This window comes from Hymenobacter sp. NBH84 (assembly GCF_014217645.1).
Classification (GTDB): domain Bacteria; phylum Bacteroidota; class Bacteroidia; order Cytophagales; family Hymenobacteraceae; genus Hymenobacter; species Hymenobacter profundi.
Genome location: NZ_CP043649.1, coordinates 13,517 through 34,762 on the forward strand (window position 1 = coordinate 13,517; position 21,246 = coordinate 34,762).

Annotated in this window: 14 protein-coding genes and 1 pseudogene; 4 read left to right on the plus strand and 11 right to left on the minus strand. The window is 58.0% G+C overall.

The window, feature by feature from the left end:
- Positions 1 to 9: 9 nt before the first annotated feature.
- The 4 genes from F1C16_RS22225 to F1C16_RS22240 all read right to left on the minus strand — a co-directional run bounded on the left by F1C16_RS22225 (position 10) and on the right by F1C16_RS22240 (position 9,235).
- On the minus strand, positions 10 to 1,473 hold the full coding sequence (locus F1C16_RS22225; RefSeq protein ID WP_258049208.1) for a sialate O-acetylesterase: 1,464 nt from the start codon (positions 1,471 to 1,473) through the stop codon (positions 10 to 12).
- A 256-nt stretch (positions 1,474 to 1,729) separates the two neighbouring features.
- Positions 1,730 to 4,363, minus strand: coding sequence for a glycoside hydrolase family 2 protein (locus F1C16_RS22230; RefSeq protein ID WP_185284795.1), 2,634 nt, complete (start codon positions 4,361 to 4,363; stop codon positions 1,730 to 1,732).
- 150 nt (positions 4,364 to 4,513) lie between these two features.
- Positions 4,514 to 6,118, minus strand: a complete 1,605-nt coding sequence (locus F1C16_RS22235) for a RagB/SusD family nutrient uptake outer membrane protein (protein WP_185284796.1) — start codon at positions 6,116 to 6,118, stop codon at positions 4,514 to 4,516.
- A 24-nt stretch (positions 6,119 to 6,142) separates the two neighbouring features.
- Positions 6,143 to 9,235, minus strand: a complete 3,093-nt coding sequence (locus F1C16_RS22240; protein WP_185284797.1) for a TonB-dependent receptor — start codon at positions 9,233 to 9,235, stop codon at positions 6,143 to 6,145.
- A gap of 386 nt (positions 9,236 to 9,621) precedes the next feature.
- Between F1C16_RS22240 and F1C16_RS22245 the strand changes: the two are divergent.
- The 3 genes and pseudogenes from F1C16_RS22245 to F1C16_RS22255 all read left to right on the plus strand — a co-directional run.
- Positions 9,622 to 10,395, plus strand: a pseudogene (locus F1C16_RS22245) (IS481 family transposase); the annotation flags it as partial.
- A gap of 447 nt (positions 10,396 to 10,842) precedes the next feature.
- On the plus strand, positions 10,843 to 11,745 hold the full coding sequence (locus F1C16_RS22250) for an AraC family transcriptional regulator (protein ID WP_185284798.1): 903 nt from the start codon (positions 10,843 to 10,845) through the stop codon (positions 11,743 to 11,745).
- A 98-nt stretch (positions 11,746 to 11,843) separates the two neighbouring features.
- Positions 11,844 to 12,713, plus strand: a complete 870-nt coding sequence (locus F1C16_RS22255; protein ID WP_185284799.1) for an oxidoreductase — start codon at positions 11,844 to 11,846, stop codon at positions 12,711 to 12,713.
- 217 nt (positions 12,714 to 12,930) lie between these two features.
- On the opposite strand, the gene F1C16_RS22260 is transcribed toward F1C16_RS22255, so the two are convergent.
- The 4 genes from F1C16_RS22260 to F1C16_RS22275 all read right to left on the minus strand — a co-directional run bounded on the left by F1C16_RS22260 (position 12,931) and on the right by F1C16_RS22275 (position 16,229).
- Positions 12,931 to 13,308, minus strand: coding sequence for a DUF4260 domain-containing protein (locus F1C16_RS22260; protein ID WP_185284800.1), 378 nt, complete (start codon positions 13,306 to 13,308; stop codon positions 12,931 to 12,933).
- Between the two features lie 98 nt (positions 13,309 to 13,406).
- Positions 13,407 to 14,066 carry a Crp/Fnr family transcriptional regulator gene (locus F1C16_RS22265; protein WP_258049209.1) on the minus strand — a complete coding sequence of 220 codons (660 nt, stop codon included), beginning with the start codon at positions 14,064 to 14,066 and terminating at the stop codon, positions 13,407 to 13,409.
- A gap of 320 nt (positions 14,067 to 14,386) precedes the next feature.
- Positions 14,387 to 15,556: a TIGR03364 family FAD-dependent oxidoreductase gene (locus F1C16_RS22270; protein WP_258049210.1), complete on the minus strand. Its 1,170-nt coding sequence runs from the start codon at positions 15,554 to 15,556 to the stop codon at positions 14,387 to 14,389.
- Positions 15,557 to 15,653: 97 nt separating this feature from the next.
- Positions 15,654 to 16,229, minus strand: a complete 576-nt coding sequence (locus F1C16_RS22275; protein ID WP_185284801.1) for an XRE family transcriptional regulator — start codon at positions 16,227 to 16,229, stop codon at positions 15,654 to 15,656.
- A gap of 109 nt (positions 16,230 to 16,338) precedes the next feature.
- On the opposite strand from F1C16_RS22275, the gene F1C16_RS22280 reads away from it, so the two are divergent.
- The gene (locus tag F1C16_RS22280) at positions 16,339 to 17,076 is read left to right on the plus strand and encodes an HAD family hydrolase (RefSeq protein ID WP_185284802.1); all 738 of its coding nucleotides are present in this window, start codon (positions 16,339 to 16,341) and stop codon (positions 17,074 to 17,076) included.
- A gap of 80 nt (positions 17,077 to 17,156) precedes the next feature.
- Here F1C16_RS22280 and F1C16_RS22285 read toward each other — a convergent pair whose 3' ends face one another.
- From F1C16_RS22285 to F1C16_RS22295, 3 genes are all read right to left on the minus strand, one after another.
- Positions 17,157 to 18,422 (minus strand): alkaline phosphatase family protein, encoded by a 1,266-nt coding sequence (locus F1C16_RS22285; RefSeq protein WP_185284803.1) that lies wholly within the window; start codon positions 18,420 to 18,422, stop codon positions 17,157 to 17,159.
- A 26-nt stretch (positions 18,423 to 18,448) separates the two neighbouring features.
- Positions 18,449 to 19,564: a sulfatase-like hydrolase/transferase gene (locus F1C16_RS22290; protein ID WP_185284804.1), complete on the minus strand. Its 1,116-nt coding sequence runs from the start codon at positions 19,562 to 19,564 to the stop codon at positions 18,449 to 18,451.
- Positions 19,565 to 19,648: 84 nt separating this feature from the next.
- Positions 19,649 to 21,229 (minus strand): SusD/RagB family nutrient-binding outer membrane lipoprotein, encoded by a 1,581-nt coding sequence (locus tag F1C16_RS22295; RefSeq protein WP_185284805.1) that lies wholly within the window; start codon positions 21,227 to 21,229, stop codon positions 19,649 to 19,651.
- Between the last annotated feature and the right edge of the window lie 17 nt (positions 21,230 to 21,246).

Below are 21,246 nucleotides of genomic sequence, written 5' to 3' on the forward strand. Positions count from 1 at the left end.
ACATAGTACTTAAGGCTTACTAGCCGTGCCCGTTGGCGCATCGGTCCGGAAAGGCACGGCGGGCAAGCCCTCGCGGTTGTAAAGGTTGCCAAGCGGGTTGTTGGCCCAGCTATAACGCACGGCCACCGGGGTAGGTACGGCAGCGCAGGTTAGCACCACCTCGTTCGAGCCAGCTAGGGTAGCCGCGGCCCAGTGAAACTGCCCATCGGCGCCGGCCACAGCAAAACCACTGAGCGTCGTCGTGCCACTTTTCAGCATCAGGCCCGAGCCCGTATTGCCAAACGTCAGGCGTACTTGGTTGCCATTCACGCGCATGCGTTGGAAGGTAGGGCCCGCGGCTACTACCTTCTTGTCGCCATAGGCAACCTGGCGCGCTACCAAGGCCAGGCGGTGGCCCACGTCCTGCTTGTTGGCGGGGTGGATGTCGTCGGGGTCGCCTAGGTCGATGGCCACGGCCATGCCCGTGCGGGGTAGGGCCAAGGCAAGCGCCTGGGCTTCGCGCACCTCGGCCCAATCAGAAGGGCCGGGGAGGGGTAGGGTCTTGGTGAAGTTGGCGAGCTGCACAAACAAGAAAGGCAGCTCGGCTCCCCAACGGGCGCGCCAATCGCGGATAAGGGCCGGAAACAGCGTGCGGTACTGCGCGCCCCGGCCGGTATTGCTTTCGCCCTGGTACCAGATAACGCCTTTCAGCGCGTAAGGCTGCAAGGGTGCAATCATGCCATTGTAGAGCACCGTAGACGTGTTCTGGGCGTCTTTTTCTAAGGTAGCAGGGCGAGCAGGACGCTGCGCTAAAGCAGCCACCGGGGCCTGAAAATCGGGCAATTGTTGCAGGGCTTCGGCGCTCACCCAGGCTTCGGCCGGTGTGCCACCCCAAGGGCTGCTGATTATCCCGATGGGCACGTGGTAGCGCTGGTACAAGTCGCGGGCAAAAAAGTACGCCACGGCCGAAAAGCTGCCGGCTGTGGCGGGGCTGCACACCTGCCAGTTGTAGCCTTCGTTCTCGGCTTGGGGTTGATAGGCCACCACTTTCTGCACCGTAAACTGCCGAATCTGCGGAAAGTCGGCCATGGCTACTTCCTGCTCAGCGTTCAGGATAAGCGGGTAGGCACCGGGCGCAGGCGCGTTTTTGTCGCGTAGCGGCAGCTCCATGTTCGACTGACCCGAGGCCAGCCACACGTCGCCTACCAGCACATCGTCTACCGTAAGGGTGTTCTGCCCTTTGATGGTAATTGTGTACGGCCCACCGGCCGGCGTGGCGGGTAGGGCCACCTGCCACCGCCCCGCCGCATTGGGGGTAGCTTGGTAGCTGCGCCCCCGGAACGTCACCGCCACCTGCTCGCCGGGCGCGGCCCACCCCCACACGGGCACCGGCACGTCGCGCTGTACCACCATGTGGTTGCCGACCAACGCCGGCAAGCGCACTGTGGCCTGGGCCACTAAACTAGTGCCCAGGCTAGCAGGTAGCAATAGCATCAATAGTTTTTTAGAGTTGCTGAGACACATAAAAAGGAAAGGCAAACAATTGGGCAATAACGTGATATAGCCGTGGTAGAAGCAGTCGAGGAGGCCGGCTGCTGGCCGGCTCCTAGCAGCGCGGCAATCATCATAAGTGGCGCCGCACGGCGGCTACATACGTTCAATAAGCGGCGCTGGTAGGACCAGCATCAGGAAAGAGCATTCAGAGGAGAAGAGGTTCGGGTTGGATGCACCGCGTGCGCGTCCCGCGTTCTTAGAAGGCGTCAGCTAAAGTGCGAACTATTAGTCGTTTGCGTAACTCAGCGAGCGAGGTAGCACCTTCACCCTTGAAAGTCAACGTCTTGGTTTGGCCGGGCAGCAAGTCGAAATAGTTGTCCTCGAAAAAGCCGTCGCCCTGGCTTAGCGACAACCACACTTCGCGGGCCAGCGCTTTGCTCCTGAGCGTTACCTGGTAGGTGCTGTCGGTGGTTTGCTTCCAAGTGGCGGCGATGTTGGCCTTGGGCAACGTCATTTCCTTGGGTAGGGCGAAGTAGTGCGTGTTGGTGGAGAGCGTCTGATTGCCGGCCGTCAACTCACAGCTTAGCACCACGCGCTTGGGGTCGTGGCCTTTCAGCAGTTTAGCTTTCGGAATATCGAGGTATACCTGGCTAGCCAGCGGGGCTACTTGCACGGAGGTGGCCTGCTTATACAGCACCTTGCCGTTAAGATCGAGTAGGCGCACTTGCAGGCTGGCTGGCGTTGCCGTCGTGCGGTCCGATACCACATATACACGCACGTTGTCGCCCTCTTCGTGGGGGCTCACTAGCACCGGCTCATAAAAACGCTTGGCGTAGTATTGCAGCGCTTTCCAGCGGCCGTAGTAGTCGATAGACGACCACGAGGCCACGCCCCAGCAGTCGTCGAGCTGCCAGTACATCGAGCCCATAGTGCGGGGGCGACTGCGACGCAGGTGTTCAGCGCTTAGTTTAATCGCCTGAGCTTGCAGTACTTGGCTTACATACAAAAAGGAGGCGAAGTCCTTCGGCTCTTTGTAGTCGCGCAGCAGGTACTCCTTCAGGCGCGGGTTGCCTACGGCGCTGCGCTGGTGCTCCTTCATCACGGGGGAGGCAATGTCGTGGTCGGCGGGCACAGTGAACTGCTCCACCGATTTCAGCTCCGGGAACGACTGGAAGCCGTACTCGCTCATAAAGCGCGGCACCTGCTTTTCGTAGTCCGAGATGGGGGCAGTGCCGCCCCACACGTCCCAGTAGTGCATGTCGCCGTTGGTTTGCGAACCAGCCATGTCCTCAAACTCGGCCGAGGGGCTCGACGATAGGTAGGGGCGGCTAGGGTCCTCGGTCTTCAGCACCGTCGGAATCAGGTCGCGGTAGAGCTTGAGGTAGTTGCTCCACACTTCCAGCTTGTGCGAACCCATTTTCTCGGGCACGCCCCACTGCTGCCAGGCCACTTCATTTTCGTTGTTGCCTACCCAGATGGCAATGCTCGGGTGGTCGCGCAGGCGGCGCACCTGGTAGGTGACTTCCTCGCGCACGTTGTTGTTAAACGCGTCGTCGCCGGGGTAGAAGGAGCAGGCAAATAGAAAATCCTGCCACACCAGCAAGCCCATCTCGTCGCAGGTGTCGTAGAAATACTGGTTCTCGTAGATGCCGCCGCCCCACACGCGCACCATGTTCATGTTGCTGTCTTTGGCAGCTTTCAGCAGCTTATGGTAGCGCTGGTTGGTCACGCGCGTCTGGAAAATGTCAGCCGGAATCCAGTTCACCCCTTTGGCGAAAATTGGAATGCCATTCACCACAAACTCAAAGGATTTGCCGTAGGCGTCCTTCTCGCGGCGCAGCTCCACGGTGCGTAAGCCAATGCGGGTGCGCGCGTCGTCGAGGGGCTTGCCGTTTTGCAGCAACAGCGCTTTAAAAGAATAAAGCGGCTGAGCGCCGTAGCCAGTTGGGTACCAGAGCTGTGGGCTAGGCAGGCGCAGGTCGGCCGTTACGTCGTGGCGGTTGGGCTGCAAGGTGACGGCCTGCTCTACCCGGGGGCCGGGCTTGCCGTCGGGGCCAGTCGTTTCGACCACCAAGGTAGCCGGACCGCTAGCAGCGGCGGCGCCCTCGTATGTCATAACCAAGTTAAGCTGTGCAGTCTGCGCACTCAACTGACGCTGCACCACGTGAAAATCGGTGATTTTAGCCGCGTCCCAGGCTTCGAGCTGCACCGGCTGCCAGATGCCGGAAGTAACAAACCGAGGGCCCCAGTCCCACCCGTAGTGGTAGGGAGCTTTGCGGGTATAGGGGCTCAGCACCGGGCCTTTCTCGCCCACAATGCCCATGGCTTGCTCGTCGTTGATGGCAAACAGGTTGTAACCGTATTTCTTGGGTAGGTCGGCTACTTCCTTCAGGGGGGAGCGGAGGTGCACCAGCAAGCGGTTGGCACCGGCCTTTAACTGGGGCTTAGCCTCAGCGCGCCACTCCCGAAACATGTTGTCGGTGTGCAGAATAGCCTGGCCGTTCAGCGTGACGTCGGCATAGGTGTCGAGGCCTTTGAACACCAGCTCCAGGTGCTGCCGCTGAAGCATGGCTGGTGTCACCTCAAACGTCGTTTCGTAGTCCCAGTCGGTATGGCCGATCCACTGGAGCTTCATTTCGTTGTCGCGGTACAGAGGGTCCTCTATCTGCTTGGTAGCCAGTAGGTCGGTGTGTACGCACCCGGGCACCGTGGCCGGTGCCCAGTTGTCTTTGCCTACTTGGCGAAAGCGCCAGCCCGTGAGAATGGGTTGAATGGTTTTGCTGCTTGCTGCACTAGCAGCAGCAGCGGTTTGCTGCGCTGCAACTGGGGTAGTAGGCAGCAGCGCAAGTAGGCCTGCAAGACCTAGAAAAAGGGTAGAAAAATGACGCACAAATGAAAAAAAAGAGAAGCTGGGTGGAAGGAGAACAGGCCGAACGCTCACTAGGCGTTGGGGCTTACAAACAGCCGCATTTCATAGCCACTGTAGATGTGACTATGAAATGCGGCCGGTTGCAAAACGGACAGCGTTCCGGCGCCTAGCTTAGTAGCCAGGATTTTGCGTTACGCCCCAGGTTTCAGAATCCTGCAACGGAATAGGCAGCAGGGGAATGGGATTCACCACATTCGTTGTGATGCTGCGGGTGCGGGCGCGGGCAGCCACTTCGTTTGGCAGCACAGAGAAATACCGGCCTGTGCGCACCAAATCCCAGAAACGCAACGACTCTTCGGCAAACTCTACTCGGCGCTCGTGCCAGATGGCGTTCAGCAGGGCTTGGCCTGATAAGCCAGCTGCCAGGTCGGGTAGGGCGCCAGCGGGGGTGTTGGCCGGCGCGTAGGTAGTGGTTCCTACGGTAGTACCGGGGGGCTGCGTAGCGGCGCGGGCGCGCTGCCGCACTTGGTTAACGAGTGCCACCGCTTCGCCACTTCTGCCGAGCTGAGCCGCAGCTTCAGCTTTCATCAGCAGGATGTCGGAGTAGCGCATCTTGCGAATGTTCTGCGGGCCCGACTGGTTCACGGCGGGTGGTAGGATAGCCACTTTGCGGCTCAGGTAGCCGGTAGCATTTTCCGAAAGGTCGATGCGGTTGAGCACGCCCAGCACCACGTCGCCATCTTTGATAATGGTGATGGGTAGGCGGGGGTCGTTGGTCTCAAACTCGTTCACCAAGTTCTGGGTCGGGTTGTTGAAGCCGTAGCCGAAGGTTTTGCGGTTGTTCTGGAATACGTTGTTGGTGGTACCCGTCATGATAGGCCCGTAGCCATCATTGGAAGTCGCAAACTGAATCTCGAAGAGCGACTCGCTGCTGTTCTCCCCAACCGTTTGATGAATGGCGGCATAGTTGGCCAACAAGCTATACTCGTTGGAAGTGATGATGCCGTTGGTCAGGTCGTATACCTGCTGCCACGTGTGGTTATTGCCGTTGTCCGTGCCAAGTTGGTACATGATGGCGCGCGCCAGGTAGCCGTTAGCGGCTCCTTTGGTTGCCCGCCCAACGTCGGCCGAGGAGTAGCCACTTTTCGCGGGGAGCAGGGCAGCAGCAGCCACCAGGTCTTTTTCCAGAAAAGCATAGGTTTCGGCAATCGTGCTGCGCCGAACGCTGCTCGTATTGGTAGGTAGCACGGCCTGCTCAAACAGGGGCACCCCTCCAAACGACTTCACGAGGTTGAAGTAGAAATACGCCCGCAGGAATAAGGCTTCCCCTTTCAAGCGTGCTTTCAGCGCCGGGTCAATCGTGCCCGCATCAATGTTGTTGATTACCGTATTAGCCCGCGCAATACCCGTAAAGCTATGCACCCACAGCGTGTTAATAGGGGAGTTGGCCGGCGTCATGGTCCAGGTCTTTAGCTCGGTTAGAGGCGTAAAGTCGCTGGGTGTGCTGCCTTTTTCCGCGTCATCGGTCATGATGTCGCCAAACATCCACTCGTAGGTTTGCCCCACGTATTCGCCTACCCCAAACTTGGGGCCCTGGTCCCAGGAGGCGACATCGTAGATGCCGTTCACGGCTTGTATGGCGTTGGTTGCGTCGTTGAACAGGTTGCCTTGGGTAAGCGTCCCTAGGGGTTCTTTATCCAGAAAGTTCTGGCAGCTAGGTGCCAATCCTAAGATGGCCACGAAGGCGAGGAGGCGGGCTGTAGAAGAAGTTCTCATTGGAAGTAGCGGATGGGAATAGCGTTAGAACTGCACGTTGAGGCCTAGGCGGTAAGTCCGCGGCTGCGGATAGTTGCCGTAGTCGACGCCGTACGCCAAGGGGTTGTTGTAGTAGCCGGTGGCCGAAATTTCGGGATCCAGCCCGCGGTACTTGGTGATGGTAAACACGTTGTCTACCGACGCAAACACCCGGAAGCCACTAATTTTGAATTGGTCTAGTACCGTTCTTGGCAGCGAGTAGCCCAGCTCCATATTGCGGGCACGCAGGAAACTGGCATTCTCCACGTGGCGGCTGCTGAATCGGTCGTTATAACCACCGCCGTTGTTGGTGTCGTTCGATGTCACGCGGGGCTGGTCGCTGTTGGGGTTGCTCGGGGTCCAGCGGTCCATGCGGTCAGCATAGAAGTTGGTCCAGATGCCGGAGAAGATGCTCGACTTGCTGAGGTTGAACGCGCCAGCATTCACGGCTTCGGCACCTTGCACACCGTACAGCAGAATCTTGAAATCGAAGTTGCTGTACGACAGGTTTAAGGAAGCACCATAGGTGAAGCTTGGCGTGGCACTGCCCAGATAGGTATTATCGGTGGCATCGATTTCACCATCGCCGTTGATGTCACGGTAGCGCACGTCGCCGGGCTGCGCGCCGGGTTGGATGGGGGCACCTGCCGCGTTCCGGTAGCTGTCCACTTCTTCCTGTGTGCGGAAAATACCATCGGCTTTCAGGCCGTAGAAGTAAGCAACTTCGCGCCCTACATCGGTGCGGGTGGTGTTACCGATTTGCGAAATCACGTTGCCGCTGGCAATGGGGTTGGCCCCGCCCAAGTCGGTAATCACGTTGTTGATCTTGGTGAAATTCACGCCCGCATTGTACTGGAGCTTCCCAATCTCATTGCGGTAGTTCAGAGCCAGCTCCAAGCCACGGTTGCGTAGCGTACCCACGTTGGCGGTAGCCGGGGCCTGACCTACGTAGTCGGGTACGGGTAGCAGAGCAATCATGTCCTTGGTCTTCCGCTCGAATATGTCACCTGTAAAGGTCAGTCGGTTGTCCAGGAAAGCAGCATCAACGCCCACGTCGAACGTAACAGCAGTTTCCCACTTCAAATCAGGGTTGTTGAGCGTGGCCACAGCCAAGCCTGGCGCCCGCGTCTGGTCTACCCCAAACACGTAGTTCTGGTTGTTAACGGCCGTGGAAGCATAACCGTAATTAGGGGCAGCGTTTTGGTTGCCCACAGCTCCGTAGCTGGCCCGCAGCTTAAGCTGCGAAATGGCGGTGGCATCCTTCAGGAAAGCCTCGTTCGAGATGTTCCAGGCAGCACCCAGCGACGGGAAAACGCCCGTACGTTGCGAGCCCAGGAAACGCGATGTTTGGTCGAAGCGCAGGGTACCGGTCAAGAGGTAACGGTCGCGGAAATTATAATTAGCGCGTCCAAAATACGAGAGCAGGCTCGCATCGGAAGGGTTAGGCGTGATCAGGGTGAAGTTGGCGCTACGAGCGGCCGTTAGGTATTGCAGCGAGGCACTGGCCGGCACATCAAAACCCCGGATGCCGATGCCTTCGAAGGTGTTGCGCTGAGACTCTTGGCCCAACGTGGCTGTAAAGCTGCTATTGTCAGCAAAAGTCTTCGTGTAGTTGAAGTAGTTCGACCACACCCAGCTTACACTGGCCAATCGTGTCTCCGACAACGCGCTTTGGTTGCGTTGGTCGTTGGGACCCAGGAAGTACTGGGGCTGATAGGCCTTTGCTTGGGTGTTATTGTACGTGATACCGAATGTAGACCGAAAGTTCAAGCCTTTCAAAAGGCTCACGTCGAGGTAAGCACTGGAAAACAGGGTGTTGTTCCTGGTTTTGTTGAACTTCTGCTCGTCCAGGTAACGCCCTAGGTTTGGCGTGAAGCTCGTGATGGTGTTGTAGGAATAGCTGCCATCCGCATTGTAGGGCGAGGTGATGGGGTTTGCCTGGATGGCGTTCTGCAGCACGGTGCTATAGAACGGGTTGCCAGTGCCATCGCCCGCGCCCGTCTGGTTGGCGTGCGTAAACGTTGCCGACACGCCCGCTTTCAGAAACTTGGTGAGCGTTGCGTCGTCATTAAACCGCACCACGTACTTCTTGAGCCCCGACTGCTTGACGATGCCATCCTGCTGGAAGTAGTTGCCGCTGATGAGGTAGCGGTTTTGCTCCGTACCGCCCGACGCCGATAGGCTGTAGTTGGCAATCAGCCCCTTCTGGGTCACAAAGTCTTGGTAGTCGAAGCTCGAGTTGCCCTGCAAGCCGCTATTCAGAATGGCCCGATAGTCGGCCGGGATAGGGGCGTTAGCGTTGGCGTATGCCTCTGTCACCAACGTGGCATACTCCTGGCCACTAGCCAATGGCAGCGTGCGCCGTATCTGCTGAAAGCCAGTGTAGGCAAACGCATTGAATTGAGTTTGGCCGGCCTTCCCGTGCTTGGTCGTGATAATCACCACACCGTTTGCCCCGCGTGAGCCATAAATAGCCGTCGCGGAGGCATCTTTCAGAATTTCTGTCGACTCGATATCCGTCGGCAGCAGGAAGCTGATGTCGCTGGTTTGCACGCCGTCTACCACGTACAGCGGGTCGCTGTTGTTGATAGTGCCTACCCCCCGTACCCGGATGCGAGTACCCGAGCCTGGCTGTCCGCTATTAGACGTAATATCTACGCCGGCTACGCGGCCCTGCAAGGCCTGCACGGGGTCAGAGGTGGCTACCTGCGTGAGTTGAGCCCCCGTTACGCTGGCTACCGAACCCGTCAGGTCGCTTTTGCGCGCCGTACCGTACCCTACTACCACTACATCATTCAGTGTCTGCGCATCAGCCGATAGCGTAATACGGAAGTTGGTTTGCGTGCCAATAGGTATTTCCTGGGTTTTAGACCCCACCGAGCTCACTACTAGCGTAGTAGCGCCGGTCGGTAGCCCTAGCTGAAAACTGCCATCGGCACCAGCCGTGACCCCAGTGGTAGTGCCTTTCACCAAGATGGTTGTTCCTGGCAAAGGCTCGCCCTGAGTGTCGGTCACAACGCCCTGCACAACTCGCTGTTGCGCAAAGGCTGCTGTGGTGCTGCAAAGCACTACAGCTATAGTCTGTAAAGAGGCCCTCATTAGGTGATAAATTAAGTGGGAAGTAGAGTGTCAAATGTGCAGTGATTTTTTACTTAATGTATAATGATATTTTATCATTTTTTTGTATTAAAAAACTAAACATTATGGTAACAAAGCTATTTAATAGCGTAAATTATTGATTTTAAGAGCTATATTGTTTATATTTGATTAGCGTTGGTTTGTATATATTTATGATGTTAGTTTTCATTTAGTAACCTACTGTTTTCTTTACAAGTAGGGAGTAGGCGTGCGTATTCATCTATGCGATATCTTTTTGCAAGCTCAATGTACAAGGGGGGTAGCTGAACCCTAGGCAGTGTTTAGCATTCTAGAATGTATAGTCCCAGGGAGCGATAGTGTATTTTCTGGGCTGGACTTTCGCACGCATCTATGGAACAAGTACTCACGGCAGCGCCCGCTTGAGCGGCGGCCATACAGCACGCTATCCAACACGGCCAGGAAAGCCTACAAAGTGTAGCCACGCGCTACAGCATCAACCCGAGAACGGTGGTCAAGTGGCGTAATCGCCCCACGGTCCAAGACGCGCAGATGGGCCCCGAACCGTCTTCGACGATGCTGAGCGCCGAACAGGAGACCATTGCCGGGCACACGCTGCGGCCGCTGGACGATTGCCTCTACGCGCTACAGGCTACAATTCCGCGCCTTTCCTGCTCAGCGTTGCACCGTTGTTTCCAACGCCACGGCATCAGCCGATTGCCTTTGAGCGAGGATGGATGTATCTCTTTGCGGCCATGGACCGCACTAGTAAGGTAGTCTTTGCCGCGTTGCATCCCCGCCAAACGCGTCGTGGCGGCTGACTGCGCTGGGTACTAGACAAGCTGCCGTACAAAGTGCATACGGTCCCGACCGATAACGGCGTGCAGTTCACGTCGCAAGCGCATCAGTTCCTGCCCAGCTGCCACAACTTTGACCGTGTCTGCCGCGAATATGGCCTGGAGCATCGCCTCCCGAAGCCAGTTCACCTCTGGAGCAATGGCCAAGTCGAGCGCATGAATCGCACAATTTAGGAAGCGGCTGTGCTGCACTACCACTACCAAACCACGGGCGAGCTCAACGAACACTTACAAGCCTTTTTACTATTTTTACTAGCCTACAACCACGCCTAGCGCCACAAGACTATGTGCGGGCTAACGGCGCACTAATTTGTCTGCGCCCAGTGGCAAAAGAACCCAACTATTTTTACCTGAGACCTGACCCACCTCACCCTGGGACTATACAACTAGGGCTACTCCTAGTTGCCGCTTAGGCGCATAACTCAGAATTTTCTCAGATTATAGGCAATCGCCGCCAGCAGCATGGACTTGTGTGCGCCCGCCTGACCCCGCACCTAGATGCGCCGCCAGCTATAGTGCTGGAGCAAGCTACCAAATACCGGTTCTAGTGTTCGTTATCGCACCTGACTCATGTATTGGCCTTAGCGGCTGCGCTGCTGGTGCCATGCTCGACGGTAAGCGGCATCAAAGGCTGAGCGGACCAACAGAGCAGGAGTACATCATTTTGGTCCTGCCCGGAAACAGTCTAGCGCCTAGCTACGCTAGCTGTAGGTCAGCTCTAGTTGAATAGGTTGAATTCGGTAACTTGGCCGCATGCGAAAACCTGAGAGCCTCCCCGAATTCTACCAACATCACTTCAAGGAGTTGCCCGTTTCCAGGCCCGTAGAAAGAGGGCAGGTGAATGTGTTCCGGCTGGAGGACGTGCTGGCCCCCAGCGCCGAGCCGGTGCCCTACAGCCGGCGAGATTTTTATAAGATCACGCTCATCCGGGGCCGCAACTTGTACCATTACGCCGACAAGAGCCTGGCCATAACGGGGCCGACACTGTTGTTTTTCAACCCTCAGGTGCCCTACACCTGGCAACCTTTGTCGGAGGAGACGACCGGCTTTTTCTGCATTTTCCGCGAAGAATTCTTCCAGGGCTGGGGCAACCCGACGCTCACCGAGCTGCCGCTGTTTCAGCCCGGCAGCACCCCCGCGTACCCGCTCACGCCCGCGCAGGACGAAGAGGTGAGTGCGCTCTACGGCAAGATGCTGACGGAACTCCACTCCGATTACCCCCTCAAATACGCGCTGTTACGCAGCTACGCGTCGGAGCTGATCCACTATGCGCTGAAGTTACGGCCTACTGACGCCCGCTACCAGCATCCCGATGCCAAGTCCCGCCTGGCAGCCGTGTTTCTGGAGCTCTTGGAGCGCCAGTTTCCCATCGAGTCACCTCGTCACCGCTTTGCCCTGCGCTCGGCCAGCGACTTTGCCCGGCACCTGGCCGTGCACGTCAACCACCTGAACCGCTGCGTGCGCGACACCACCGGCAAAACCACCACCGCGCACATCGCCGAGCGCCTGGCCGGCGAAGCCCAGGCCCTGCTGCGCCACACCGACTGGAACATTGCCGAAATCGGCTACAGCCTGGGCTTCGACGAACCGGCCAACTTCACCTACTTCTTCAAGAAGCAAACAGGCGTGGCTCCTTCTGCTGTGCGCTGGGTTTGAATTGCATAAGTATCGGCTTGATTTCCATAAGTGCTAGCCTGGGGGGGGGGCGACCTTTGTGGTCGTTACACACGCAACCCCCAGTCCCCTTATCACGCATGGAACATCAAGTAAACGCTCAACAAGTATGGTTTATTACCGGCGCCTCCAAAGGCTTTGGCTTAGAGCTGGTGAAGCAACTGCTCCAGCAGGGCCATCAAGTAGCCGCTACTTCCCGCGACGTAGCCCAGCTACGGGCCGTGGTGGGCACAGACGCGGCTAGCTTCCTGCCGCTGGCCGTCGACCTGACCACGGAAGCCAGCGTGCGCCACGCCATTGCAGCAGCAGTACAACAGTTCGGTCGCCTGGATGTAGTGGTCAACAATGCCGGCTATGGCCAACTAGGTAGCCTGGAGGAAGTAAGCGACGTCGAGGCGCGCGAAAACTTCGACGTCAACGTGTTCGGCACGCTCAACGTCATCCGCCAGGCCATGCCCTATTTGCGGCAGCAGCAACGCGGCCACCTCATCAACTTCTCCTCCATTGCCGGTATTCAGGGCGGCTTCCCCGGCTGGGGCGTATACTGCGCCACCAAGTTCGCCGTCGAAGGCTTGTCCGAAGCACTGGCCGCGGAGGTCGCCCCGTTCGGGGTGAAGGTGACGGTGGTAGCGCCGGGCTACTTCCGCACCAACTTCCTGCAGTCTGGCTCTTTGAAACTGGCTTCCGACCAACTAGTAGATTACCAGCTCGTGCGCGATAATGAGGCCTACCACAACCAGGTGCGGCAAGCCAACTCCCAACTTGGGGACCCGGCCAAAGGGGCCGCCGCCCTGATTCAGCTGGCGGCCGCGCCTAACCCGCCGCTGCACCTGCTGCTCGGAGCAGACGCGTATGACATGGCCGAGGCCAAAATCCAGCACCTGGAGGACGAGATGGCCCACTGGAAGGACCGGTCGCTGGCCACCGCCGCCGAGTCGGCCGACGCGTAACCCTTCCCAGCAACGCCCCCTGGACTGGCCCGGTACTGTGAGGCCAGTCCAGGAGGGCTTCTCGTCCGAGCGAGCCAGTGAGCAGTGGAGGAAATCGGGCGTGTATCATTACTTGAACGTCGGTTGGTAAAAGAGTACCCGTTTGGCCTTGGTTCAACGGCTGATCCGGCTCTTCGCTCAACCCGACGCGCGCGTTGCCAAACGCAAATCGCTGTGCTCAGTTGATCGGTTGCACCCCAGCCAGGCGGGCTCCCACCGGGCCCAGGTGCGTGTCGTGAAAGCCGGTGGCATATTTGAGGCCGTAGCCCAACAGCCGGTCGAAGGCGCTATGCAGGAGCAGCACGGTGCCCGCAAGCAGCAACAGGGAGGAGCCCAGCCACCAGCCGCTCACGCCCACCGCTATGGCCAGGGCTTTGTGATGGGCCAGGTTGTAGCAGCGGGCTCCTACCCGCGGTCCGGCTAGGTAGCCCAGCATGCTCAAGTCTGGCAGCAAAAAAGTAGCGGGCAGCACCCACCAAGCGTAGGGCAGGTGAGCAAAGACCAGTACGGCCAGCAGCAGTTGGGCCAGTTCTTCGAGTTTGAGTAATTTTTTCACGAGGCAGTGGGGAAGTAGAGGAGAAAAAGAATACTCAAAGGTCCGCCTTCCTACCCCCCGCCGACGATAACAATCGCTAAGAAAAACCGCCGCTCCCGTTAGTGCCCGCGCGCCACTCGCGCCCGAATTCGGCTCATGGAGACAGCGGTGATGCCCAGGTAGTTGGCCACCAGGTGCTGGGGGATGCGCTCCAGGATCTTCGTCTTGCCACTGGCCAGCAACGCTCGGTAGCGCTCCTCGGGGGAGAGCAGCAGGTGCTCGACCAGGCGTGCATCCGTACCCAGCAGATGATACTCGGCCAGCAAGCGGCCGAAGCGCTCATACACGGGGCGCTCCTCATAGAGCCGGTGCAAGACGGCATAGTCAAAGACGACGAGCTCGGTGTCGACCAGGGCCTGAATGCTGAGCTGACTCGGTTGCCCGGTCAGGCAGCCGGCATAGTCGCCGAGCAGGTGGTTTTCGAAGAAGAAGTAGGTGGTGCGCTCCTCCCCGTTGGGGCGGGGGTAGTAGAGGCGGCAGGTGCCGCGGAGCAGCAAGGCCAGCACGGGCCGGTGCTCGCCGGCCTGCAGGAAATGCTCGCCGCGGGCGAGGTGCTGTACGCGCAGCGCCTGGGCCAGCGGCTGCCAATCGTTATCGGTCAACTCGGGCACGAAGCGGAGCAGGTAGGCGCGGAGCGGGTGCATAGGAGCGAGGGGGTAACAGGCCGTTTCGTTCGCCCGTGAAGATACGAACACCCCATTAGGTCTCTTCTTCCACAAAAGTTACATACTAAGGACGCTGCTGCTTAGTACGTTACCGTGCAAGCGTTCTTTTTTATGTATAAGGGAGGCGTACAACGGCGATATGAAGGTCGAGCCATACGCTGTTGCCTAATGGCCTACTGTCTATAGGCTGTGGGTGGAGGAGTACTACAAATAAGCAGTTTCACCGATACTTCTAGCATAAACGCGCATTGATAATTGAACGCTCCATCGTTAGGAAAGGGCGAATACAGCACTAGGACGACTGGCGCGAACAAAGCCACCACTATAGAAAACACGATGGTTAGCTCACCAAATCCACCCCACCTAGTTTAGCACTAGTTGACTAACCGTGCCATATGCTGTTGGGCAAACCCACAAGCAGTTGTCATGCCTTTGCCACCAATGCCCGTTGCAATATGAATGCGCGGATCGGGGGAAACCTGAAAAATTTCGGCTGATTTACTCTGGGCGTAGTAGCCGTTCCAGACGCGCTGAATGCGCCAATCGGGTAGGGTGATGATACGTTGGGCTTCGCTGAGCATCAGTTGATTGAGCGAATCAGTATTATTAAAATCCAGCCTACTACCATCCGCCACAGGTGCATACTCGTGCGTGTCGCCGATGATGATGGAGCCGTCCACAGCTTGTTTGAATAGGATATGAATGCCCCATTGGCGCAGGTCAGCATCTATCTCCTCCGCTTGAAGCGCTGCGAACGATGGGCAGGAATGGAAAGCATGGTAGCGCCGAATGGATAACCCTGTGAGCACTGAGCCGGGCAATTGCACCTGCGGGAGCGGGTAGGTAGCTAGCATTTGCAGCTTGCATAGTTGCAGGTCGCTTTGGGCAAACAGGTCCGGAAACAGCCACTGAAAATCCCGACCGTTACAGACCAGCACCTGGGTTGCTTGGTAGCGCTGACCACGCGCATCTACTACCTCCGCGGCGGCGCTGCCCGCCGTTACGTCTTGCACGGGCGTACCGGGGCGGTAGTCGAGTTGCCACCGGGCTACTAGGTAGGCCAGCAGGCGGTGGATCATCTGGTCGGGCTCGGCAGTGACTTCCTGCTCGAACAGCAAGCCGCCTACACAGTAACTAGCCTGCACAGCAGGTAGGCGCTGTTGGCATTGCGCTGGCGTGAGCAACTGCGAAGGGTAGCCTATTTCTCGGTAGCGGGCGTGCTTTTCTTCCAGCACCTGCATTTCCAACGGGGTAGAGGCCAGGTAAAGCGCGCCTGAGGGTCGAATGGAAATGTCGTATTCTGCCTGAATGGCTTTGTACGTGTCCTGGCTCACGCGGGCGTAGTCGAACCATTCCCCCTCGGCCATACCTGAAGGGATAATCTGGCCGAAGTTGCGCACCGTTGCGGCCATAGGACGGTTATCCTTTTCCAATAGCAATACCCTCAGACCGCGTTGCAGGGCAAAATAGGCGTGAAATGCGCCTAGTACCCCTGCGCCTACCACAATCAGATCATACGACTTTTCCATAGTGCTTGCGCTCATAAGAGAGCAGGCACAAACGTAAGATTAGTTAACTAATATGAAACATATAAACCGTTATGAGTTTGTTATATTTCATAACAGCGAATGGGGCACTAGATCAATCCGTGTGGCGCAGCAGGTACACTTTGAATAGCCGGGCCGGCTGGTCAGAGGTATTGCGAACGGAATGAGCCAGTAGGCCGTCGAAGTACAACGTGTCGCCGGGCGACACGGCTACTTCACCTTCTTTAAACCCGTACTGTACGGTGCCCTCCAGTACATATATAAGCTCTAGCGCATTAGTAGATAGCGGCTTGCGATATGTATTTGGATTGATAATGACTTCGTTAACGCGCAAGCTATAGTTAGCCAAGTCCTGAGAAAGCAGGTAGCGGTAGAGCAATCCTTTGGAATCGTCGCGGGTTTCGGGTCGTCCTTCCCCGGCCCGCACGAGCAGGTAGGGCGCGGCGGTTTCGCCGTTGATATTTTTTACCAGTACCGATACGTCAACTTCCAGCGAGTTAGCAATTTCGATGAGCACGGAAAGAGAAGGTACCGTTCGGAAGTTTTCGATTTTGGACAGCAGGCCGGCCGACAGATTGCTACGCTTAGCCAGTTCGCGCAGACTCATCTTTTTCGCTTTGCGCAGTTCCAGAATCCGGACTCCAATCAAACTCAGTTTGTCATGCTTCATGCGGACAAGTTCGGAATTCAAAATATAATATACGCTTGATATTGCCAGAACCTCCTGCCCCTATAGAACGGTATATTTGTTTCATATTTGTAAACAATACTGTTGTTCTATGAAAACTGTACAACTTGTCGTGCTGGATATGGCTGGTACCACCGTCCGCGACCAACACGAGGTAGAAGCCTGCTTTGCCCAAGCTGCCACAGCTACCGGATTGCAGGCCTCCGCCGAGCGTATCTTGGCCGTGCAGGGTCAGGCCAAACGGTTTGTGTTCGAGCTACTGTGGCGGGAGCAACTAGGCGCACATGCCGATGCTGCCTTACACACGCAACGAGTAGACCACTCCTACCAGGTATTTCGGGAGCTGCTAGAGGCACACTACCGCACCGCCGAGGTAGTACCAACTGAAGGCTGCTTGGAACTGCTGGCGTTTCTGCGTAAAAGTGGTGTCCGAATTGCCCTCACCACCGGCTTCTACCGCGAGGTAACAAACCTCATCCTGCGCCGCTTGCGCTGGGACATTGGCCTTGATGCCCACTACCAGGGCAATGCCCAATCCCTCATCGACTTATCGATTGCCAGCGACGAGGTTGCCGAAGGCCGTCCCGCCCCGCTGATGATTCAACAAGCAATGCACACGTTCGGCATCACGGACCCGCAGCACGTGTACAACGTTGGCGACACCCCTTCGGACTTGGAATCGGGCCGGCGCGCTGGGTGCGCCGGGAGCTTCGGCCTCACGAATGGGACGCATACCCACGCCCAGTTAGCCGCTTGTCAGAATGACGGGTTGTTTGCGTCATTGGTGGAGTTTCAGCGACACTTGGAGACAGAACTGGCCAGAAGTTGACATAGCACGTGATACGAAGCGCCACCTCGCTACCGCTTGAAGGCGTTCTGCCGGTCACGAAGCGGCGCTTCGGGCTACTATCAATCTGCTTGTGCCTTTGGTCCTGGCTTCTCGTTGGTCAGCCAGCGGTTTACGGTGTTGTGCTCACCTTCCAGCACAATTTTATAGAATTCCGCTGGATACTGCTTGCGGCTGACACTCAACGACTGCCGAGCCAGTGGCACAGTACCGAGCAAGGTGTAACGGTCTTGGCCGCCCGTTTGGAAGTCGTTAGTGGCAGTCAGCCACACCTTCACCTTTTCCGTTTTCGGCCCCAATGCCTTCCACGTAATGCGCAGACTATCGCCCGCTATTTGCACTTGCGGCTGGGCCAGCGAAACGGGGCCAAGAAGCGGCACGCCGTCCAGCTCCCGTTGCGTAGTTTGGGGTAGGGACAACTGCATAAACCGGCTGATGGTAGGCAGAATATCTACGATGGCGACGGGCTCTGGCTGCTGGGCATAAGCATTGACGTTCTTCGTGCTAACGACCACCCAAGTGGCCCGCTCCCGCGCCGACTGCCCGCCGTGGTTGCGGCCGGTTTGGGGGTCGCGGCCATGGTCGGTAGTGAGTACCAGCAGCCAGTCTTCCTTGTACTTTTTCTGGCGGGTCTGCACGGCGTCCCACAGGCGCCCTACCTGCGCATCAAGGTAGGCAATGGCCTGCTGCTGTTGCTCACTGTCGCCGTGGCGGTGGCCCATATCATCCGTGTATTCTAAGTACACCCACGACAAATCGGGACCCTTGGCAGTCAAGGTTTTAACAGCTTCCTCCACTACCCGCTCGTCTATGGCGTGAATGTACTGGCTCTGCTTGTCGTGGGGGTAGGCGATGGTGTCCAGCTCGTAGCCGTCGGCGCGGTAGTCAACACGCAGGTTGCCGGTGGCTGGTAGGCCTTCGCCTACCAGCTTGGTGCGGTTGTCGAGCCAGGTGGAGAAGATGGCGGTTTTCTTCGTGGGCTGCTGGTCTTTCAGCAGACGAAAAATGGTTTTATACTGATAATTAGGCGCTTTAATGCTGTTGCCCCACACATTGTGCTTGTAGCCCCAGGTGCCCGTGAGCAGGTTGTTGTAGCCGGGCGCTGAAATGGTAGGCGTCTCGGTGTAGGTGCCTTGGTCGCCGCCCACGTGGGCGCGCAGGTAGGTGCCGGCGGCTATAACTTTGCGAATGTTCGGCACCGAGGCCTTTTCGATAACGTCGGCCGGAATGCCATCGGCAATGATGAACACTACTTTGGGGCTGCGCTGCTGGGCAGTTGCAACGTGTGTGAGTAGCGCAGCACACACAAATAGAAGACTCTTTTTCATGGTATTAGCAAGCGGTGCTTACAGCGTTACTTCCGAGAACCACTCCCCGCAACGCTTCCCACGGGCTTGCCCGTGGCGGGGGTAGGGGCGTAGTTCAGGCCTAGTAGCTGGGCCAAGGTAGCCGCTACTTGGTTTTGGTAAAGCTGCCCGGTGCGGGCTTCGCCCGAGGCTGGTGTGTCGGGGCCAAGAGCAGCCATCCAGATCTGATCGGCACCGGGGATGTCGGCTCCGTGGCTGCGCCACTTCTCGGCGGCGGCGGCGCCGCGGCCGTGGTCGGTGGTGATAAGCAGGGTGGTTTTGCCTTTATACTGCGGGTCGCTTTGCAAGTAGTCCCACAGTTGGCGCAGGAACTCATCAGTGTAGTGGGCAGCGTGCAGGTAGGCGCCGTATTCGCCGGCGTGGGCAAACTCGTCGGTGTCGCCGAAGCCGATGTAGAGCACCCGCGGCTTTTTGCGCTTCAGGTAGGCCTGAGCGTATTGGTCGGTGAACGAGTCGAGGCGCTCGGTACCGAACGGACTGGGCGTGGTCGGCAGCATCTCGTTCAGCAGCAGCTCCTGGGGCGAAAGGCCGGGGCCGGGCACAGGCTCCATGCCGGCATTCACGGGTAGGCCGCTGCGCTTGGCATTGAGGATGGCCGGGTACACGTCCCAAGACCCAAAGGCCGCTACCTGGCCGCGAAAGGCCGGCTGCTGGTTCAGCCACTCCAGCACCGACACATTGGGATTGGGCAGCGGGTCGTTGCTGTGGATGCGGGCGTTGTCGGCGGCACCGGTCAGGATTTCGTTGTAACCAGGGTAGGAAAACCACTGGTTGTTGGTCACATTCACCAGGCTGCCAGCGTCGCGGTTGCCGTGGAGCTGGCCCTGCTTGGCAACGGTTCCCCACAGAAAAGGCATCAGCGCTTGGCGTCGCTGCACGGCTGTACCTTGCCCAAACTCCTTGCGCAGAGCCGCCTGGTCGGCGTAATAGTGCTTGCTCTGGCGGAACAGGCTGGTATCAGCCCCACCGAAAACTTCCTGCCAGCGCATGCCGTCCAGGGTCACCAACACCACGTTTTCGGTGCGGTGCTTAGGTGTTTGGGCGTTGGCAGCGGTCAGGCTGAGGCTCAGTAGCAGCGGGAGAAAGAAGTGAGTGCGGTGCATGATAGGCAGGAGTAGGGTGTCGTGAAGAAAAAAAGCCCGCCATGCTGAACAAAGTCGACGCATGACGGGCTAGCTAGGTAGTAATTATTTCAGCAGGTACATCGCGCCGTTGATGTCGTCGTTGCCACCGTACTGGCTGGTTAGTGCTGCCTGGTAGTTGTCGGTATTGGCCGTTTGCTCGGAGGTAGGGTAGCGAAAGCGCAGCGCAATGCGGCCGCTGTTGCCGGTGCCAGGGCCGGTAGAGAAGGCCGGTACGCCGGTACGGCGGTAGGTGTAGTAGCCTTCCAGGCCCGAGTGGCGGAACAAAGCCAGGTACTTCTGCTGCAAAATCTTGGTGAGGCCGTCGACCCCGGCTGCGTACTGCACGCTGGGCTGGGCGTAGTAGGTGGCGTAGTTCACGGGCACCACGTAGGTGTCGTAGTTGCTAAGCACTTTCACGTCAGTGGCGCCGGGGCGATAGAAATAGGCCGTGTAGGTGCCGCTAGTAGGTAGGTCGTAGGAGGCCATGGATGCCTGAATGCCCGCCGTGTAGTAGCTCTCGGCGTTGCCACTGGCCCAACCCCGATTGATACCTTCGGCGATGTTGAAGCATAGCTCGGGGTAGCCCAATTGGATACTAGGCTCGCCGGTGAGGGTGCGGAAGTAGCGGTAGCGGTTCAGGAAAGAATAGCGCCCCTGGCCGGCGTTGTTGTACATCACACCCATATCAAGGCCAGGGTCAGCACCCACGAACGACGCAAAATCGGTTGGGCTCTGCTTGAGGTTATCGACGTAGTAGCGGGCGGGCTCGCAGGTGGCGTACACGCGCGGGTCGTGCAGTTGCGTGAGTAGGCCTACGTAGGTGGCAGCCATGTTCTTGCGCGAGCCATCCTGACCAAAGTTGCGGTTGTTGTTGGGGTAGAAGTTGTTGGTGGCCTCTACGTAGGTGTACTGCAAGTTGTCGGCGTTGCTGGCCATGAGCGGGTACTTGGCGGGGTTGCCCACAATGGCCGCAAACTGCCCGGCAATGTTAAGGTCAGCGTCGCCGTTTTTCTTGCTCAGCTCTACTAGCAAGCGCACCCGCAGGGTGTTCACGGTGCGCTGCCACTTGCGCAGGTCGCCGCCGTGGTAGATGTCGCCGCTCACTGTGGTGGTGCCACCCTCAATGAGTGCCCCGAGGTCGGTGTTAGCGGTTTCCAACCACTTGAAGGCCTGCACAAACACGGCTTTCTGCGGGTCGTAGGCGGGTGTCAGGTTTTCGCTGCCCAGCAGGGCCTGGCTCTGGGGCACGTCGCCCATTTGCAGGCTCATGCGGGTGAATAGGTAGGCCCGGAAGAAGTTACCCAGTGCGGCATAGGGGTTCACGGCCGGCGAACCCACCGCCAGGGCCTGCTGCTCCATCAGGTCCACGTTTTTGAGGGTAGTATAGTAGGCGGTGCCGCTACCAAAATCGTAGCGGTTGTTGCCGTAGTAGTCGTAGTTGTGCAGGTAGTACTGGCCCCACACCTCGTACTGGCTGTTGGGGGCTTCATACACGTTGTTGAGCACGCCCGTGAGCAGTAGCGCCGCGGGCACGGCGTTGGGCTTGTTCTCGTTGATAGTCAGCTCGTCGAGCGTCTTATCGCAGCTCGTAGCACCGAGAGTTAGCAGCCCCAGCAGCGCCGCAGTTTGGATGATCTTTTTCATGGTAGCAGAGCCGGGGA

What these genes read in the sequence shown, in the direction of transcription:
- F1C16_RS22225 (WP_258049208.1), bottom strand. Translation starts at nt 1,473, where the DNA reads ATGCTATTGCTACCTGCTAGCCTGGGCACTAGTTTAGTGGCCCAGGCC.
- F1C16_RS22235 (WP_185284796.1), bottom strand. Translation starts at nt 6,118, where the DNA reads ATGAGAACTTCTTCTACAGCCCGCCTCCTCGCCTTCGTGGCCATCTTA.
- F1C16_RS22240 (WP_185284797.1), bottom strand. Translation starts at nt 9,235, where the DNA reads ATGAGGGCCTCTTTACAGACTATAGCTGTAGTGCTTTGCAGCACCACA.
- F1C16_RS22250 (WP_185284798.1), top strand. Translation starts at nt 10,843, where the DNA reads ATGCGAAAACCTGAGAGCCTCCCCGAATTCTACCAACATCACTTCAAG.
- F1C16_RS22255 (WP_185284799.1), top strand. Translation starts at nt 11,844, where the DNA reads ATGGAACATCAAGTAAACGCTCAACAAGTATGGTTTATTACCGGCGCC.
- F1C16_RS22270 (WP_258049210.1), bottom strand. Translation starts at nt 15,556, where the DNA reads ATGAGCGCAAGCACTATGGAAAAGTCGTATGATCTGATTGTGGTAGGC.
- F1C16_RS22275 (WP_185284801.1), bottom strand. Translation starts at nt 16,229, where the DNA reads ATGAAGCATGACAAACTGAGTTTGATTGGAGTCCGGATTCTGGAACTG.
- F1C16_RS22280 (WP_185284802.1), top strand. Translation starts at nt 16,339, where the DNA reads ATGAAAACTGTACAACTTGTCGTGCTGGATATGGCTGGTACCACCGTC.
- F1C16_RS22285 (WP_185284803.1), bottom strand. Translation starts at nt 18,422, where the DNA reads ATGAAAAAGAGTCTTCTATTTGTGTGTGCTGCGCTACTCACACACGTT.
- F1C16_RS22290 (WP_185284804.1), bottom strand. Translation starts at nt 19,564, where the DNA reads ATGCACCGCACTCACTTCTTTCTCCCGCTGCTACTGAGCCTCAGCCTG.
- F1C16_RS22295 (WP_185284805.1), bottom strand. Translation starts at nt 21,229, where the DNA reads ATGAAAAAGATCATCCAAACTGCGGCGCTGCTGGGGCTGCTAACTCTC.